This window comes from Nosocomiicoccus sp. HMSC067E10 (assembly GCF_001810835.1).
GTDB classification, from domain to species: domain Bacteria; phylum Bacillota; class Bacilli; order Staphylococcales; family Salinicoccaceae; genus Nosocomiicoccus; species Nosocomiicoccus ampullae_A.
In genome coordinates this window covers 20,894-38,140 of the sequence record NZ_KV802774.1, presented here as the reverse complement: position 1 = coordinate 38,140, position 17,247 = coordinate 20,894, and the positions used below count along the sequence as shown (strand labels likewise).

Sequence of the window (17,247 nt, the reverse complement as noted above, 5' to 3'; positions counted from 1 at the left end):
GAGGAAAATAATGACTAAATTTAATGAACCTACTGCACAACAAATTGCCGATGAGAAACTATATACACAAATGGGCTTACGTGAAGATGAGTACGACAAAGTCGTTGAGTTATTAGGAAGACAACCAAACTACACAGAAACTGGGATTTTTGCGTCTATGTGGAGTGAACATTGTAGTTACAAAACATCTAAAACATTTTTACGCCAATTCAACTCAAAAGGTGAACGCGTATTAATGGGACCTGGTGAAGGTGCAGGAGTTGTGGATATTGGCGACAATGAAGCGGTCGTATTTAAAGTGGAATCTCATAACTCTCCGTCAGCGGTTGCGCCGTTCCATGGCGCTGCGACTGGCATTGGAGGAATTTTACGTGACATCGTATCGATCGGTTCAACGCCAATTGCGCTCGTAAACTCTCTTAGATTTGGTGAACTAGATAACGATAACAGTAAGTGGTTATTAAAAGAAGCAACAGACGGTTTACAATTCTATGGTAATACGATGGAAATTAGCGCTGTAACTGGAGAGGTAGAATTCGATGAACGTTTCCAAGGACGTCCACTCGTTAACGCGATGGCGGTCGGTTTAATTAATCATGATGATATTCAAAAAGGACTCGCACAAGGTGTCGGGAACAAAGTCGTTTATGCAGGTCTTGAAACAGGTAAAGACGGCATTTTAGGTGCATCATTCTCAAGTGAAGAGTTAGGTGAGGACCGTAAAGTAGAAATTCCAGATACTCAAGAAGGATATCCTGAAATCGGTAAACGTTTAATGCACGCAACACTAGAAGCAATCAAACATGATAAGCTCGTCGGTATTCAAGATATGGGTGCAGCGGGTCTTACTTCATCTTCAGCAGAAATGGCAGCTAAAGGTGGATACGGTATTGAAATGCATTTAGATAAAGTACCTGTATCTGACGATACAATTTCACCATTTGAAATGATGTTATCTGAAACACAAGAGAGAATGCTTCTCGTCGTAGAAGACGGTTCAGAAGAAGAATTTCTTAAAATTTTCGAAAAACATGATTTACCAGCCGCTGTAATCGGTGAAGTTACTGAAGGTGAATCACTCGTTTTATATTACGAAGGTGAAAAGTACGCAGACCTTCCAACTGAACATTTAGAAAACGCACCAGAAGTTATCTTAGAAGGTAAAGAAAGAGAATTAGATGAAGCAAGAGTAGACTATAGTAACGAAGATTTAGTCGATGTCTTTAAACAACTCATTCACCATCCAACACTTGGAGATAAGTCATACATTTACAACAAATTCGATCGTAAAGAAGACACGCTACAAGGCTCTGGATTTGGTGCAGGAATTGTCCGTATTGGAGACAGCAATAAAGCGATTGCTGTAGCGATTGACGGTAAAGGACGTTACGTTGAAGCAGATCCATATAACGGTGGGAAAGAGACAGTATTACACGCGTTTAGAACGACACTTGCAACAGGTGCGTTACCAATTGCGATGACGGACGGTCTGAACTACGGTAACCCTGAAAATAAAGAAATGTATGAAATTATTAAACAGTCAACTAAAGGTATGGCTGAAGCATCAGTTGCTGTAAATACACCAGTAATTTCAGGAAACGTTTCGTTATATAACGAGACAAAAGACGGCCCAGTATTACCGACACCAATTATCGGTATGGTCGGTTTAATTGAAGACGTGACGTATTTAACTGAGCGATTTGTAAAAGAAGGCGACAGCATTTACGTCGTTGGAGAGTTAACACCTGAATTTAGTGGAAGCCAAATCGAAAAACTCGTCGACAACACAGTGCGTCATACAGAACGTACGGTTGATTTAGATAAAGAATACGCACGTGGTATGGAGTTAAGACAACTATTATTAGATGGTGATTTAGAAAAAATCGCACCGATCGGTCGTGGTGGTTTCATTATCAAACTTGCACAACTCCTATCGCACTATGACTTAGGGGCAGACGTTCAATTAGACGTTCGTGGTGATCTATTATTCAGTGAAACAGCAGGTACGTATATCGTAGTTGGTAAAAAAGGATTAAATATTAAAGACGCTGTAGAAATCGGTACAGTGACAGGTGAAAACTTTAAAGTGAAAGCAGAAGGCTTAGAATTAGACTTACCGATGTCAGAAGTAAAAGAACTATATGAAACAGCAATTACAAGTCGCTTAAATTAAGAATAACTGGAGGAGGAATTTAGCGTGTTTGGTATATGGGGTCATGAAAATGCATCAGAACTCACATATATCGCGCTCCATAGTTTACAACATCGAGGACAAAACGGTGCAGGTATCGTCGCATCAAATGAGGACTACTTATTTGGTGCGCGCGGTATGGGCCTTTTAAATGACGCGATATCTAAAGAACAGCTCGAGTCATTAAAGCCGTTTAAAAATGCGATTGGACACGTCCGTTATGCGACAAAAACTTCGTCTGAACTCGCAAACGTCCAACCGATATTACTAAAAAGTTATTCTGGTGACTTAGGTATATGTCATAACGGTAACTTAACGAACGCGATACAATTACGAAAAGCTTTAGAATCTGAAGGGTCAATCTTTCAAACGACGACAGACGTCGAAGTGATGGCGCATCTTTTAAAACGATCTAAAGCAAGAACTAATAAAGATAGAATTAAAAGTGCACTTAGACAAGTCAAAGGTGCTTTTGTATTTTTACTACTACAAGAAAATAGTTTAACGATTGCAATGGATAACCACGGTGTTCGTCCGTTAATGCTCGGACGAATTGACGATGCGTGGTGTGTCGCGAGTGAAACGTGTGCATTTACTGCAATCGGTGCGGAGTATGTCCGTGATATTGAACCAGGTGAATTTATAACGATTACTGACGACGGTATCGACTTTGATAAGTACTCTTATGTCGAGCGTCCAAATTTATGTTCGATGGAATATATTTATTTTGCGCGCGCAGACTCAGAGTTTCGTCATCAGTCCACATACCGTATTCGTAAAGCGCTCGGAGCTGCACTTGCGAAAGAGTTTAAACATGAAGCAGATCTCGTTATCGGGGTGCCCGATTCAAGTCTCGCTGCAGCGAGAGGTTTTTCATCAGAATCTGGTATTAAACAAGAGGCTGGACTACTTAAAAATCGATATGTCGGACGTACGTTTATTACACCAGGTCAAGAAGCTAGAGAACGTGCAGTACGTATGAAGTTATCTCCGGTGAGAGATATCGTTGAAGGGAAACGAGTCATCGTCATCGATGATTCAATAGTGAGAGGGACGACGAGTAAGTATATCGTTCGTGCACTGAGAAAAGCAGGCGCAACAGAAGTGCACATGGGTGTCTCGTCGCCGCCGTTAAAAGATCCGTGCTATTACGGTATCGACGTCTCAACTCATGCAGAGATTATCGCTTCAAGAAAGTCTGTTGAAGAAATTTGTGAAGAAATTGATGCAGATTCTCTCACGTATTTATCTGTCGAAAGTATGCATGACGTCTATAGACAATTCGGTTCTAGAGGTGAGTGTGACGCATGCTTTACAGGAGATTATCCGATTGAAGTTGTGGACGATTTATTACCACAAGAAAAAGAACAAAAATCTAAAGGAGTTTAATTATGTCTGAGCAATATAAACAAGCTGGCGTAGATATTGAAGCAGGGTATGAAGCGGTTAAACAAATGAAAGTGCACGTACAACAAACTATGCGTAAAGAAGTACTCGGAGGTCTTGGAGGCTTCGGTGCAGCGTTTGATTTATCGCAGTTAAATTTAAAAGAGCCAGTACTCGTATCGGGTACGGATGGTGTTGGTACGAAGTTACAACTTGCGATCGACTCAAATCGCCACGATACGATTGGAATTGACGCAGTTGCGATGTGCGTGAACGATATTTTAACGACAGGTGCAGAGCCACTGTACTTTTTAGACTACATAGCTGTAAATAAAGTTGTGCCTGAACAAGTTGCTGATCTCGTTAAAGGTGTCAGTGAAGGTTGTAAACAAGCAGGATGTGCGTTAATCGGTGGAGAAACTGCTGAAATGGGTGATATGTACGACGAAGGTGCGTATGATATCGCAGGATTTGCAGTCGGTGCAGTTGAGAAATCAGAATATGTTGATTTTAATAGCGTCAATGCTGGAGACGTCATTATCGGGTTACCCTCAAGTGGTATTCATTCAAACGGATATTCACTCGTACGTAAAATCATTAAAGATAACAACGTTGACGTAAACGATACGTTAAACGGTACGCCGTTAATTGACTTACTACTCGAGCCAACTCGAATCTACGTCAAACAAATACTTAAACTCCAAGAAGACGTTAAAATTAAAGCGATGAGCCATATTACAGGTGGAGGTTTCTATGAAAACATTCCACGTGCGTTACCAGAAGGGCTCGGTGCTGAAGTTGACGTGACAGACGTTAAAGTACCTGAGATTTTAGAGTGGTTAATCGACCAAGGAAACATTAACCGTGACGAAGCGTATAACGTCTTTAACATGGGCGTAGGTTTTATGATTGTCGTCGATGAAAACGATAAAGACAAAGCACTTGAAAACTTAAAAGCGTCAGGTGAAAGTCCAGTCGTTTTAGGTAAAGTAGTGAATGAAGAAGGACTTACAATCCATGGTTAATGTTGCAGTTTTCGCTTCAGGAAGCGGAAGTAACTTTGAAAATATCGCGACGAGCGACTTACCACTGTCTATAAAAGTATTAATTGTCGACAATAAAGACGCAAAAGCAATTGAACGCGCAAAACGTTTAAATGTACCGTATGAAATTGTCGAAAGAAGCGGTAAAACTAAAGAAGAGTTTGAAGCAGAAATATTAAATATTTTAAAAGACAAAAATATCGAGTACATATTACTCGCAGGATTTATGAAAATTTTATCCGCAGAATTTATCGATAGATACGACCGTAAGATTATTAACATCCACCCGTCGTTATTACCGAGCTTTAAAGGTAAAAACGGCATATTAGATGCTTATAATTACGGTGTAAAAGTCAGTGGAGTTACGGTTCATTACGTCGACAGTGGTATCGATACTGGTGAAATTATTGATCAAGAACCAGTAGTTTTAAGAGATGACGATACGTTAGAAATTTTTGAAGAAAATATTCACAAAGCCGAATATAAGTTATATATTCGCGCACTTAAAAAAGTGTTGGAGGTAAAAGAATGAGAGCGTTACTCAGTGTTTCAGATAAGACAGGAATTACTGAATTTGGACAGAAACTCGTAGATAACGGCTACGAATTATTTAGTACAGGAGGTACGCTTAAAGCGTTAGAAGACGCGAACGTCCCTGTAAAGAGTGTATCAGAACTCACGCACTTCCCTGAAATTATGGATGGTCGAGTGAAGACATTACATCCAGCAGTACATGGTGGTTTACTTGCAGATCGTAGTAAACAGTCTCATTTAGATGAATTAAAAGAGCAAGATATTGATTTAATCGACATGGTAGTCGTTAACCTTTATCCGTTTGAAGAGACAGTAAGTGATGAAAACGTAACGATTGAAGATGCGATTGAAAACATCGATATCGGTGGACCGACGATGTTACGTGCAGCGGCTAAAAACTATAAACACGTACTCGCAGTAGTAAACCCAGCTGATTACGAGGCAGTGATTAGCCGAATTCAAACCGATGACTTAACAGAAGATTTTAGAAGAGAGCTAATGGTTAAAGTATTTAAACATACGACAAATTATGACCAAGCAATCACGAACTTCTTTAGTCAAGCTGAAAAAACACTTCGTTACGGTGAGAACCCGCACCAAAAAGCACGTTATATTCGTACGACAAGTGCACCGAACACGATTTTAAATGCAAAGATTTTAAACGGAAAAGAGCTATCATACAACAACTTCCGTGACGCAGATAGTGCGTATTTACTCGCGCGTAAATTTAACGGTCCTGTAGCAGTTGCTGTTAAACATATGAACCCGTGTGGTGTTGGCGTTGGCGATACGATTTACGACGCGTTTCAAAATGCTTATGACGCAGATCCACAGTCAATATTCGGTGGAATCGTTGCGTTAAACAAAGAAGTCGATTTAGAAACAGCAGAAGCATTAAGCAAAATCTTTTTAGAAGTGATAATTGCACCTAAGTACACTGCAGCGGCATTAGAAAAACTTCAAGAGAAAAAGAACTTACGTGTATTAGAAATTGATTTCACTGAACAAACAGGCGATGAAGAAATCGTTAGCGTATCAGGTGGGTATTTAATCCAAGATAGAGATAACGCTCCGTTAAATATGGATGACGTAACAGTCGTAACGAAAAAAGAACCGGCAGACAGTGAATACCGTGCACTTGCTCTCGCGTTAGAAGTTGTTAAACACGTAAAATCAAACGCGATTGTACTTGCTGATGAACATCGTACAGTCGGTATCGGTGCAGGTCAAATGAATCGTGTCGGTGCGTTAAAAATTGCGATTGAACGTGCAACAAAAGAGTTAGATGGTACGGTCGTTATGGCAAGTGATGGGTTCTTCCCAATGCCAGACTCTGTACAAGTCGCACACGAAGCAGGCATCAACGCAATTATTCAACCAGGTGGATCTAAGCGTGACCAAGATTCGATTGATTACTGTGACGCACATGATATGACGATGGTCACAACTGGTATGAGACACTTTAAACATTAGGAGAGAATAATTTATGAATACTTTAGTTATTGGAAGCGGTGGGCGAGAGCATGCGATTGTGCGTGCATTGAATCGCTCAGATAGAGTAAATGAAGTATTTGCGTTACCTGGGAATGACGGCATGACGGAAGCGACTCTTGTCGAAGGGATCCCAGTTTCTGAGTTCGACCAAATTGGTGAGTTTTGTAAAGAGAATAATGTTGAATGGGTTGTGGTTGGTCCAGAAGATCCATTATCTGAAGGCATTGTAGATAGACTCGAGGACAAATTTAACTTAAAAGTATTTGGTCCTAGAAAAAATGAAGCACAAATGGAGTCGTCGAAATCATTTACAAAACACTTAATGAAAAAATACAGCGTCCCAACAGCAAGCTACGAAGTGTTCACAGATAAGGCGAAAGCAACAACGTACTTAGAAAATGGTGATTTTCCAATCGTCATTAAAAAAGATGGACTTGCAGCAGGTAAAGGTGTCATCATCGCTCAAGATTTAAGCGAAGCACAGAAGGCGCTCGATGAACTTATGGAAACGGACGGCGAAGTCGTCATTGAGGAATTTTTAGACGGGGACGAATTTAGTTTAATGGTCCTAGTAAATGGTGATACGTTCACGCCATTTAACATTATCGCACAAGACCATAAACGTGCATTTGATAACGATGAAGGACCAAATACTGGTGGAATGGGTGCATATGCGCCTGTAGATTACATTTCGCAAAGTACAATCGATGAAGCAGTAGAGAAAATTGTACGTCCGACGGTAAATGCAATGGTTAATGAAGGATTAAATTATTTCGGGATTCTTTATCTCGGTGCCATCATTACAAAAGACGGGGTTAAAACAATCGAGTATAACGCAAGATTCGGTGACCCAGAAGCACAGATTCTTCTCGACTTATTAGAAACAGATTTTGTAGATATGTTAGAAGCTATGTACAAAAAGAATGATTTAGAACTCATGTTTAGAGATGAATATGCGGTTGGTGTCATACTCGCTTCAGAAGGATATCCAGGTGATTATGAGAAAGCAAAAGAGATCATAATCGAAAAAGATACGATGTCTGATATTTACGTCAGTGCGCTAAAGCATTTAGACGGTGACACATATGAGTCAAATGGAGGCCGTGTATTACTTGCGATTGGACGCGGAGAAACAATCGAAGAAGCTAAAGAAAATGCATATGATACACTATCTAAAGTGAAATACGAATCATCAGATTTCTTTTATAGAAAAGATATCGCATATAAAGCATAAAAAATATCCTCTTAAGTTTATTACTTAAGAGGATATTACTATGTAATCAATAATAATTACTTCTGATGTGCTCTTACATTTTTATCAGTAAAGCCTTTAAAATGATAAAACGCGCCGTAAATTAAAGCGAACGGTAAGACGAATAAGATAAGGAAGAAAAGACTTCCAACAAACTGTCTAAATCCAAATTCGTTAAAGAATTCTCCGCTTGTCGCGTCAAGTAATGGTGGTAGGAATGCGAAGTAGTAAATCGCTCCCAAAACAATAAAAGCAAAAATGTAAAAAATAAAATTCTTAATGTGGTACGGTTTTGTGTCTTTATCGTACTTAAACATTTAGGCACCGCCTTTTTTAAAATTGTCTTCAAACTTGATATATATATCTGTATAATATCATGTATAAGAAATATTTTAAAGCACTGATTTTAATAAGGAAGATGAAAATGGGGATAAGAAAAGGTAAAAATTCTGATATTGACGACATAATGTCAATAAAAAATGCCGTTGTTATACTGATGAAAGAAAGCGGAAACAACCAGTGGAGCGAAAGTTATCCAGCACGTGACACGCTTTTAAATGACATAGAGAACGAAAACTTATATATTTATGAAGAAGATGGGGAAGTACTCGGATTTATAGTTGCAGATAATCATCATGCGTATGAGTACGACGATATCCCATGGGAACTGGCGAGATTAGATAGTATTGCTTTTCATAGAGCAGCAGTCGACCCAAGAGCACAAGGGCAAGGTATCGCATCGAAACTATTTGACGAAGTTGAAACGCACTTTAAAAATGAAGGGTATCTCGGTGTCCATACGGACACCAATCTAAATAACCTTCCAATGCAAAGTCTATTCGAAAAGCGCGGATACGAGTACAGAGGCAAACTAAACCTTCATAACAATTTAAATGAATGGTACGTTGCATACGAAAAGGTGTTTTAGAAATTAAAAAAAGAGTAGGAGGATAAAAATGAAATTACTTATTAAGTTATTTTCAGGAATCATCGCCGGAATTATCGTTGGTTCAATTTATTACTTCTCGGCAGATGGTACAACGTTCCACAGCATTATGGAAATCGTGACACGATTATTCATCACGATGCAAAGCATTCTCGGATCGTTTATATTCTTTTTAATTCCGTTAATTATATTTTTCTTTATTGCTGACGGAGTTTCATCTATTGGACGAGGTGCTGGAAAAGTTGTAGGTGCAACGTTAGGAGTTGCATACATCTCTACAATTGGTGCAGGGATTTTAGCGTTTATCGTTGCTAAATTCTTAATGCCAATCGTCACTAAAGGTGGACAACTTCAAGAGGAAGGAACAGAGCTCGGACCACTGTTAGAGTTCGACATCCCGGCACCGCTTGATATTTTAACGGCACTAGTACTTGCGTTTTCAGTTGGTATTGTCATTAATATCATCAAAGCTGAGACGATGAAACAATGGATACACGACGGTAAACAAGTCGTTGAATTTTTAATCGAAAAAGTAGTTATCACAATTTTACCGTTCTACATTGCTGGGGTATTTGCAGGAATGGCATCTACAGGAACGGTGTTTAGAACACTTTCAGTATTTGGAGTTGTGTTACTCATTGCGATTTTACTCCACTGGACATGGATTACAGTTCAGTACACAATCGCAGGATCATTACTTGGTAAAAATCCATTTAAGATGATTAAAACAATGCTTCCAGCATACGTAACAGCACTCGGTACGATGAGTAGTGCAGCGACAATCTCAGTCACACTACCAAAAGCAAAAGAGATGGGTGTGCGTGACAAAATCGCAGACTTCGTTATCCCACTCGGAGCGAACATTCACTTATCAGGTTCAGCAATTACAATTACATCATGTTCTATTGCTGTAATGAGTGTATTACCAGAATACGATACACCTGGTCTGTTAAAAATGCTCGGATTCGTATTACTCATTGGTGTCGTGATGGTAGCAGCACCTGGTGTACCAGGAGGCGCAGTAATGGCAGCAAGTGGAATACTCGTATCACATTTAGGCTTCAACGAAGCGGCAGTCGCGTTAATGATTGCATTATATATTGCACAAGATAGCTTTGGAACTGCAGCAAACATCACAGGTGATGGTGCTATTGCAGGTATCATCGATGCATATGACCAAAGTTTAAGTAAAAAATAACGTTCGACGCTCCTGATAAAGTCAGGAGCGTTTTTTTGATGAGATAAATCAATTTACAAATGTACTTTAAAATTATATAATTAAAGCACGAAAGTGAAATGAGGGATATCATGAACAAAAATAGATACATATTAGAACAACTATCAAAAGACGATGGCTTCATATACGTTAAAGAAGCAGAACAACATGGTATTGATCGATTTAAATTATCATATTTAGCAAATGAAAATAAAATTGATAGAATCGCACATGGTATATATGCTCTAAAAGATGAATTTATAGATGAGTATGTACTTCTACAAAAGACAAGTGACCGGGTTGTTTATTCTTATCATACGGCTTTATATTTTCACGATTTATCGGATAGAGTTCCTTCACACATCCATATTACTGTACCTCAAGGGTATAATGCTTCTAGATTAAAAAAACGACATGAAAACCTCAAAGTACATTATGTGAAAAAAGATGTGCTTAATCTTGGAAAAGTGAAAGGAAGAAGCCCTTTTGGAGGAGAAATAATTCTTTATAATATCGAGCGCACAATATGTGATGTTGTAAAGAATAAAGATAAAATTGATTCTCAAACATTCACTCATGCAATAAAACAATACTTTTCGAATAAGCAAATTAATGTAAGAGAACTAATAAAATATGCAGATATATTAAATGTAGAAAACGAAATACGTCAATACTTAGAGGTGCTCCAATGAAGACGAGTGCTCAGGTTAAGAGTATTGTAAATACTATCGCAAAACAACAGAATTTAAAACCACAAGAAGTATTTCAGATGTACTTTTTTGAAAGAGTTTTAAAAAGAATAGAGAAATCAAGGTATCGTGATATTTTTATTATAAAAGGTGGATTGCTAATTGCCTCGTTAATTGGAATAGAGAGTCGAACAACTATGGATATGGACGTTACAATCAAAGGAATGGCCGTAAATAAAGATAGCATAACAAGTATGATGAAGGAAATTTTAAAAAAGGATACTGATGATGGAATAACTTTTTCTTTAAAAGATATATCAGAAATCAGAGAAAATGATGACTATGAACATTATCGTATCAGTATCATGGCACACCTTGGAAAAATCAATAATCCAATGAAGCTAGATATTACTACCGGAGATTTTATTACTCCTAAAGAACAATTATATGAATATCCATTAATGTTTGATAGCGGCTATATTAATATAATGGCATATCCAATAGAAACGATTTTAGCAGAAAAGATTGAAACAATTATACGCAGGAATATCGCAACAACAAGAATGAGAGACTTTTACGATGTATATGTATTGTATAAGCTGTACCAGCAGACAATTAATTTTGATCTTCTTAAAATTGCGATTCAAAATACCTCTTCGCAAAGAGACTCTGTGATGCTTATACAAGAATCTAAAGAGATTACAGATGATATTAAAATAGACTCACAATTAAAGAGAAATTGGGTGAATTACATCAATGATAACTCATATGTAGGAGACATTGAGTTCTTTGAAGTAATAGAAATACTAGAAGAAGTTTTGCAGAAGATATCTTAGAAGTGCACCGTTATCAACCCCACACCATGACTTTATACATCTATTTTAATATAATAGAACTATTATATAAATGTAGGGAAGGTTTAGTTTGAGAAAGTTAATATATGTCATTATTATCATATGTTTTTTAGATTTGTTTGTTCAATTCCCGATCGTTACGCCGTACGCGCTTGAACTTGGTGCAAGTGAGTTTATGGCGAGTGTCGTCGTTGCAGCGTATTCTGTAACGAATGTTCTCGGTAACGTTCTCGGTGGATATTTTTCGGATAGATTTGGTAGGAAGAGAACACTTCTTCTTGGAATGATTCTACAAGTACTAATTATTAGCTCATATATATCGACGCCAACGATTGGTGTGTTAATTGGTATTCGCGTCGTGCACGGATTTACGAGCGGTATGATTACGCCGGCTGCGTTTAGTTTAGTTCAAGATATTTCTAGACGTGAAGCGATCGGTAAAGCGATGGCGCTAACTGGTGTTTCGATTGGACTCGCTGCGATTTTCGGTCCTGCAGCAGGAGGTATTCTTTCAAGTATGTATGGATACGCAAACACGTACTTAGTACTAGCACTTGTGTATGTAGTTGGGCTTTTACTTACGATTGTTGCGGTTAAAGAAAGTACAACTGTACAGTCGAGAAGGGAATATAATGAGACGAAATGGACGACGTTAATTACGAGACGTCCGTTAGTCATTGCATACATTTCGTCTTTAGCGTTAATGACGTCAATGGGTGCTTTATCTTTTGCGTTACCGATTAAAACGATGTCGCTCGGATTAGATGATCGAGTGACAGGGATGCTTTTAAGTGTGTTTGGAATTACAGCTGTAATCGTATTTGGATCTCCGTTAAATAATATGTTTAACCGAGTCGCTGTAAACAGATTAATAAAAATCGGTCTCGTCATTATTTCGCTTGCGATGATTCTCATTCACTTTGGACAAGGTATGAGCATGTTGTACGCAGCACTCGGTATATACGGAATAGGATATGCGCTCGTATTCCCATCGATGAATAAATTAATCGGCCAATTTACGACGATGAGTGAACGTGGGAAAGCGAACGGTATATTTTATGCGTTCTTCTCAGTTGGATCAGTTGTTGGTTCTACACTTGCTGGGTACTTTACAGAACAGTTTACGATTCCATTTTTCAGCATGGCAATCGTATTAATCGTGTTTTTAGTAGTATTTGCAGTACTCGATAGAGGTATAAACTTTAAAGAGGTGTAACGCATGAAAAAGATATTACTCATTGGTGTTTACGGAGAAATTGGTAGAAATCTGTATGACACTTTAAAAGATACAAATGAACTGTATTCGTTTATGAGCAAAGAAGATACGGAAACGTTAGATAAAATTCACCCGGTCTATTTAAATCCATATAAACTAGAACATATGGTTGAAGCGATTAGAGGGATGGATTTAATTATATTTTTTGAAGATCCAATAATGCGGTTCAGTAAAATCACACAAGGGCGTTTCGATACATTCTTTGAACTCATTGCAGATAACGTCGGCCGTGCAGCCGAATATAATGGTGTGAAAGACATTATCTATATATCAGAAGAAATATTACATGAAGACGTGAAGCGTACGTTGACATCGTATGACGTTAACGTGATAACGACTGATACGAGAGTGAAGCGCCTCGGTAAAAGTTTAAAATATAATAACTCTCATAACAAAACGATGCGCAGTGCACAGCGCGCTGAAATACCGAGAGGTTGGACGCTTGAAGGAGTTATGAAATATTACTTTAAATGGCTCGACGAAATTATTTTCGGTATGTTTAAAATTGAGTCTGTTGACGATGAAATCCACATGACGATAGAAACATCTCGAACACCATTACTCACATTAAGGCGTAGAAAAAACACACCTGAAAGGCAAATCGTTTTTGACGTCGTCGGAGGACGTTTAGCTAAAAGAAGTGACAGTTGGTTAGAATTTAGAGAGTTAAAACACGAAAAATCATTCATTATGGCATTACATGATTTTGATCCTGCATTACCATGGCCAATATATGCAATCACTCAAGCACCGCTTCACGGTTTAGTGAGCCGTATATATCAAATGGAAATGATTATCAACGATACGATTATTGAAGAAAATATTAAAAATAATCCAGAATAATAGAAGTGGATTACCACTTCTATTTTTTATTTTAAAAATATCTGTATTAATTTGAGTAATACAGTTGTAATTTTTTAAAACTAACTGTATCATATTAATTGAGACAGTTAGATGGAGGTGCAATATGTTCGATTTAAGATTTTCAAAAGATACCCCAATATATGAACAGTTGATTGATCATATAAAAGAAATGATTATTAAACAAGTATTATTACCAGATGAAAAGATGCCATCAGTAAGGGCGCTTGCGGGTCAACTGACAATCAGTCCGAATACGATTCAAAAAGCTTATGGTGAACTTGAGCAACAAGGATACATTTACTCGATTCCAGGAAAAGGAAGTTACGTACAAGAAATGGCCGATGACACTCAAAATAACCAATACATTAAAGAACTGTATGGAAGTTTCAATCGTGTGGTACTCGAGCTATTACATATGAATGAAACTAAAGAAGATATCAAACGTGCTGTCGACCGTTGCGAAGTATAAATATAGGAGGTTAAGTAAATGAACATAAATACACACAAGCTCAGCAAAAGTTTTATCGATGAACTTGCAGTAAATAAAGTTGACTTAAACGTCAAAAGTGGAACGATACACGGGCTTATCGGTTCTAACGGAGCAGGTAAAACGACGCTTTTAAAAATATTAGCAGGTATTTATAAGTCAGATGAAGGTGAAGCGCTATTCGATGACGCACCTGTTTTTGAAAACCTAGACGTGAAAAACCGCGTAATTTTTATAGGAGATATGCCATTTTTCTTTAGTGGATTTTCGTTAATGCAAATGGCAAATCATTATAAAACACTTTACAGTAACTGGAGCGACGAACGTTTTGAAAAGCTGTATAGTTACTTTAAGTTAAATCCGAAAAAACCATTAAATGAAATGTCTAAAGGGATGAGACGTCAAGCGTCATTTATACTTGCGTTTTCATCTAAACCAGACGTACTATTACTCGACGAACCGTTTGACGGGTTAGATCCAATCGTTCGAAGACAAATTAAAAACATCATTTTACAAGACGTTGAAAGTTACGGCTTAACAGTATTCTTATCGAGCCATAACTTACTCGAAATGGAAAACATATGTGATGCGATATCTATTATGCATGATGGAAAAGTACTGTACACAAACAGTATTCACGATATGAAAGATACGCATTGTAAACTACAAATCGCGTTTAAAGAGTTACCAGACGAATCGTTCTACAAAAAGTTAAACGTCGTTCAACACTCTATTCAAGGGCGTGTGATTACAGCAATTATTAAAGGTGACATTAAAAATGTCGAAGTTAATATTTCAAAATACGAACCACTCATGTACGATATTTTACCAATTACGTTAGATGAGATGTTCGCTTATGAAATGGGGGAGACAGGATATGCAATCGAAAACATCATTGTTGAATAAAGTACTCGTTAAAAACTTTACGAGTTCAGTGATGTGGTTAACGGTCGGATATTTCTTATTATCATTACTATCATTACCGTTACCAATATATATATCATCACTGAATATGGGTGCTGCAGATTATGGAACGACTTTTGGGAATGATAATGTATTATTCTTGTATGGTCATGCTCATTTAATTATTTCTATTATTTTCAGTGCGACTTTAGCGATCGTAATTTATAACTATAAAAACAATGCGGACACGAATGATTTTATCCACAGTCTTCCAATTAAGCGACTCGCGATTTTTAATAGCGGAATTTTTGTTGGTGTATGTGCAATTTTAGTGCCGACACTACTTACAGCATTCGTCATCATGATTGAAAAATCATTTATCAGTATATCAATTTCAATGAAGCATATCGCTGTTTGGCTATTATTTATACTAATTGCTCAAGTAATGGTATTTATTATCAGTGTGTTTGCTGGAATGTTCGTAAACTCAATCACACTTCATATCGAAATGATACTCATCATGATGTTTGTACCTTATGTATTATGGTTTGCGATTGTATTTAATGCAGCGACATTCTTTGACGGTATTATGCTATACACTGCTGGTGGATTTAGAACGCTACTTGAACCGATGGAAAACACAAGTATAGTCATATACTTATTTAAAGCATTTGGCGAAGGCGGATTTGGTGGAAGTTCGTTCATCGTTTGGTTAATCGTAATTATCGGATTACTCGTCGGTAGTGCTTATCTATATAAAATTAGACGTAACGAGCGCGTCAACCAACCGTTTAACTATCAATTTATGTACTACGTACTCGTCGTATTACTATCGATTCTCGGAATGTTACTATTAAGTGGTGTATTATCATTACTTTTACCAGATTACAGAACGTTATCGATCTTAATCATTACGTTTAGTGCAGTCGTCACATACGTATTTGTACTTATGTTTACTCAAGACACAGTGCGCATCAAATTCAGATTAAAAGAAGCGATGATTACACTAATCAGTGTCGCATTATTCTTAGTTGGATTCTTTGTTTACTGGGATCGTTATACGAGTTATATACCGAATGAATCAGACATTAAAGGTGTAAACTATAACGATGGAAATGGCATTCACAATGTCAACGTTGAAGACTCAGACAAGTTTAACGAAAACTATACGTTCGATATCGAAGCAGATAAAATTAAAGAAGTGCGTGATCTGCATAGTGAAATTGTACGCACGGATTCAGGTAGAAATAATGAAGAAATCGCACCAACTGTTACAATTTCGTACTTACTAAAAAATGGTAAAGTAGTGTCGCGACAATTTGGAGAAATCAGTGCATCAAGCGACGTCGGGCAGCGTATTATCAATTCAGATATACCATCGTTTAGTAAAGACAAAGACTTTTTATATCAAGTAAAAAGTGAGAAGTTTGAATCAATCTCTACAATGACAATTGGTAGTATGATGTTTGATCCAGAAGAGATATCATTAAAAGATTTCAATGTATTAGCTAAAGGTTATCAAAATGAGATGAACAACATCGACACAGAATCTAACATATATACTGAAACAGGAACTATTAATATAGAAGTGAACACGAATTACAATGTATTTAGTGCGTATTCCGGTCTGACATCACTATACAACAAAGCACTTCAGTCATTTATGAAAGAACACGATTATGAGTTTAATGGTTACAGTGGAAATATGTTATATAAAGTCGATTTAAATAAAGTCGATGATGTGAAGCAACTATTTAATGATATTAAAACGAAGCCGTACAGTGAAGTATCTAAAAAGTACGATTTCGTCGAAGTGGCTGAAGCAGACAAAGAAGAAGAATTTAATAAACTAAACGAGATGAACTTTGATATGTCAGGAGATACACTCTACATTATCGGAGATCACTACAACGACGGAGATTCACTAATGTATGTTGAATTATCAGTAGTTGTAAAGTAAAAGTTTAAGACTGTAGACATTGTCTACAGTCTTTTTTAGTTTTTCATACGTAAAATTTCGGGATGGGATAGGTTGTTTCGTGTGTTAGTTTTACCCAAATTGCAGCACACCATTGTTTCAACTAAAATATTCGTAAAAAACATAGCTATAGA

Annotated in this window: 16 protein-coding genes; 15 read left to right on the top strand and 1 reads right to left on the bottom strand. The window is 37.4% G+C overall.

The genetic code is table 11. The features are described 5' to 3' along the window. Positions 1-10: 10 nt before the first annotated feature. From purL to purD, 6 genes are read left to right on the top strand one after another with little or no spacing between them, the layout of a single operon-like run. The gene (purL, locus tag HMPREF2767_RS07070; RefSeq protein WP_068129646.1) at positions 11-2,173 is read left to right on the top strand and encodes a phosphoribosylformylglycinamidine synthase subunit PurL; all 2,163 of its coding nucleotides are present in this window, start codon (positions 11-13) and stop codon (positions 2,171-2,173) included. A gap of 24 nt (positions 2,174-2,197) precedes the next feature. After that, positions 2,198-3,580 carry an amidophosphoribosyltransferase gene (purF, locus tag HMPREF2767_RS07065; RefSeq protein WP_371440541.1) on the top strand — a complete coding sequence of 461 codons (1,383 nt, stop codon included), beginning with the start codon at positions 2,198-2,200 and terminating at the stop codon, positions 3,578-3,580. A gap of 2 nt (positions 3,581-3,582) precedes the next feature. Further along, entirely contained in the window at positions 3,583-4,602 is a 1,020-nt protein-coding gene (gene purM / locus HMPREF2767_RS07060; protein WP_070623459.1) for a phosphoribosylformylglycinamidine cyclo-ligase, read from the top strand. After that, the gene (gene purN / locus HMPREF2767_RS07055; protein ID WP_246828776.1) at positions 4,574-5,152 is read left to right on the top strand and encodes a phosphoribosylglycinamide formyltransferase; all 579 of its coding nucleotides are present in this window, start codon (positions 4,574-4,576) and stop codon (positions 5,150-5,152) included. The genes purM and purN overlap by 29 nt, the downstream gene beginning before the upstream one ends. After that, on the top strand, positions 5,149-6,627 hold the full coding sequence (purH, locus tag HMPREF2767_RS07050) for a bifunctional phosphoribosylaminoimidazolecarboxamide formyltransferase/IMP cyclohydrolase (protein WP_070623453.1): 1,479 nt from the start codon (positions 5,149-5,151) through the stop codon (positions 6,625-6,627). Before purN ends, purH begins: the two co-directional genes overlap by 4 nt. Before the next feature lie 13 nt (positions 6,628-6,640). Then, on the top strand, positions 6,641-7,882 hold the full coding sequence (purD, locus tag HMPREF2767_RS07045) for a phosphoribosylamine--glycine ligase (RefSeq protein ID WP_070623450.1): 1,242 nt from the start codon (positions 6,641-6,643) through the stop codon (positions 7,880-7,882). A gap of 56 nt (positions 7,883-7,938) precedes the next feature. Here purD and HMPREF2767_RS07040 read toward each other — a convergent pair whose 3' ends face one another. Further along, positions 7,939-8,217 carry a hypothetical protein gene (locus tag HMPREF2767_RS07040; protein ID WP_070623447.1) on the bottom strand — a complete coding sequence of 93 codons (279 nt, stop codon included), beginning with the start codon at positions 8,215-8,217 and terminating at the stop codon, positions 7,939-7,941. 107 nt (positions 8,218-8,324) lie between these two features. On the opposite strand from HMPREF2767_RS07040, the gene HMPREF2767_RS07035 reads away from it, so the two are divergent. The 9 genes from HMPREF2767_RS07035 (at position 8,325) to HMPREF2767_RS06995 (ending at position 17,095) form a co-directional block, all read left to right on the top strand. Continuing rightward, positions 8,325-8,828, top strand: a complete 504-nt coding sequence (locus HMPREF2767_RS07035; RefSeq protein WP_070623444.1) for a GNAT family N-acetyltransferase — start codon at positions 8,325-8,327, stop codon at positions 8,826-8,828. A gap of 28 nt (positions 8,829-8,856) precedes the next feature. After that, positions 8,857-10,044: a dicarboxylate/amino acid:cation symporter gene (locus tag HMPREF2767_RS07030; protein WP_070623440.1), complete on the top strand. Its 1,188-nt coding sequence runs from the start codon at positions 8,857-8,859 to the stop codon at positions 10,042-10,044. 110 nt (positions 10,045-10,154) lie between these two features. Continuing rightward, positions 10,155-10,754, top strand: coding sequence for a type IV toxin-antitoxin system AbiEi family antitoxin domain-containing protein (locus tag HMPREF2767_RS07025; protein ID WP_070623437.1), 600 nt, complete (start codon positions 10,155-10,157; stop codon positions 10,752-10,754). Continuing rightward, the gene (locus tag HMPREF2767_RS07020) at positions 10,751-11,587 is read left to right on the top strand and encodes a nucleotidyl transferase AbiEii/AbiGii toxin family protein (RefSeq protein WP_070623434.1); all 837 of its coding nucleotides are present in this window, start codon (positions 10,751-10,753) and stop codon (positions 11,585-11,587) included. The genes HMPREF2767_RS07025 and HMPREF2767_RS07020 overlap by 4 nt, the downstream gene beginning before the upstream one ends. 88 nt (positions 11,588-11,675) lie before the next feature. Next, positions 11,676-12,821, top strand: coding sequence for an MFS transporter (locus HMPREF2767_RS07015; RefSeq protein ID WP_070623431.1), 1,146 nt, complete (start codon positions 11,676-11,678; stop codon positions 12,819-12,821). Positions 12,822-12,824: 3 nt separating this feature from the next. Further along, entirely contained in the window at positions 12,825-13,724 is a 900-nt protein-coding gene (locus HMPREF2767_RS07010) for a hypothetical protein (RefSeq protein WP_070623428.1), read from the top strand. A gap of 124 nt (positions 13,725-13,848) precedes the next feature. Beyond that, entirely contained in the window at positions 13,849-14,214 is a 366-nt protein-coding gene (locus HMPREF2767_RS07005; protein ID WP_040929525.1) for a GntR family transcriptional regulator, read from the top strand. An 18-nt stretch (positions 14,215-14,232) separates the two neighbouring features. After that, the gene (locus tag HMPREF2767_RS07000) at positions 14,233-15,138 is read left to right on the top strand and encodes an ABC transporter ATP-binding protein (RefSeq protein WP_040929524.1); all 906 of its coding nucleotides are present in this window, start codon (positions 14,233-14,235) and stop codon (positions 15,136-15,138) included. Further along, positions 15,110-17,095 carry a hypothetical protein gene (locus HMPREF2767_RS06995; RefSeq protein ID WP_070623425.1) on the top strand — a complete coding sequence of 662 codons (1,986 nt, stop codon included), beginning with the start codon at positions 15,110-15,112 and terminating at the stop codon, positions 17,093-17,095. Before HMPREF2767_RS07000 ends, HMPREF2767_RS06995 begins: the two co-directional genes overlap by 29 nt. The last annotated feature ends 152 nt before the right edge of the window (positions 17,096-17,247 follow it).

Bases quoted from the DNA above. Each gene is read 5' to 3' on its own strand.
- HMPREF2767_RS06995 (WP_070623425.1), top strand. From the start codon at position 15,110: ATGCAATCGAAAACATCATTGTTGAATAAAGTACTCGTTAAAAACTTT.
- HMPREF2767_RS07025 (WP_070623437.1), top strand. From the start codon at position 10,155: ATGAACAAAAATAGATACATATTAGAACAACTATCAAAAGACGATGGC.
- HMPREF2767_RS07010 (WP_070623428.1), top strand. From the start codon at position 12,825: ATGAAAAAGATATTACTCATTGGTGTTTACGGAGAAATTGGTAGAAAT.
- HMPREF2767_RS07040 (WP_070623447.1), bottom strand. From the start codon at position 8,217: ATGTTTAAGTACGATAAAGACACAAAACCGTACCACATTAAGAATTTT.
- HMPREF2767_RS07020 (WP_070623434.1), top strand. From the start codon at position 10,751: ATGAAGACGAGTGCTCAGGTTAAGAGTATTGTAAATACTATCGCAAAA.
- purN (WP_246828776.1), top strand. From the start codon at position 4,574: ATGAAGAAGGACTTACAATCCATGGTTAATGTTGCAGTTTTCGCTTCA.
- purH (WP_070623453.1), top strand. From the start codon at position 5,149: ATGAGAGCGTTACTCAGTGTTTCAGATAAGACAGGAATTACTGAATTT.
- HMPREF2767_RS07000 (WP_040929524.1), top strand. From the start codon at position 14,233: ATGAACATAAATACACACAAGCTCAGCAAAAGTTTTATCGATGAACTT.
- purM (WP_070623459.1), top strand. From the start codon at position 3,583: ATGTCTGAGCAATATAAACAAGCTGGCGTAGATATTGAAGCAGGGTAT.
- HMPREF2767_RS07030 (WP_070623440.1), top strand. From the start codon at position 8,857: ATGAAATTACTTATTAAGTTATTTTCAGGAATCATCGCCGGAATTATC.
- HMPREF2767_RS07005 (WP_040929525.1), top strand. From the start codon at position 13,849: ATGTTCGATTTAAGATTTTCAAAAGATACCCCAATATATGAACAGTTG.
- purL (WP_068129646.1), top strand. From the start codon at position 11: ATGACTAAATTTAATGAACCTACTGCACAACAAATTGCCGATGAGAAA.
- purD (WP_070623450.1), top strand. From the start codon at position 6,641: ATGAATACTTTAGTTATTGGAAGCGGTGGGCGAGAGCATGCGATTGTG.
- HMPREF2767_RS07035 (WP_070623444.1), top strand. From the start codon at position 8,325: ATGGGGATAAGAAAAGGTAAAAATTCTGATATTGACGACATAATGTCA.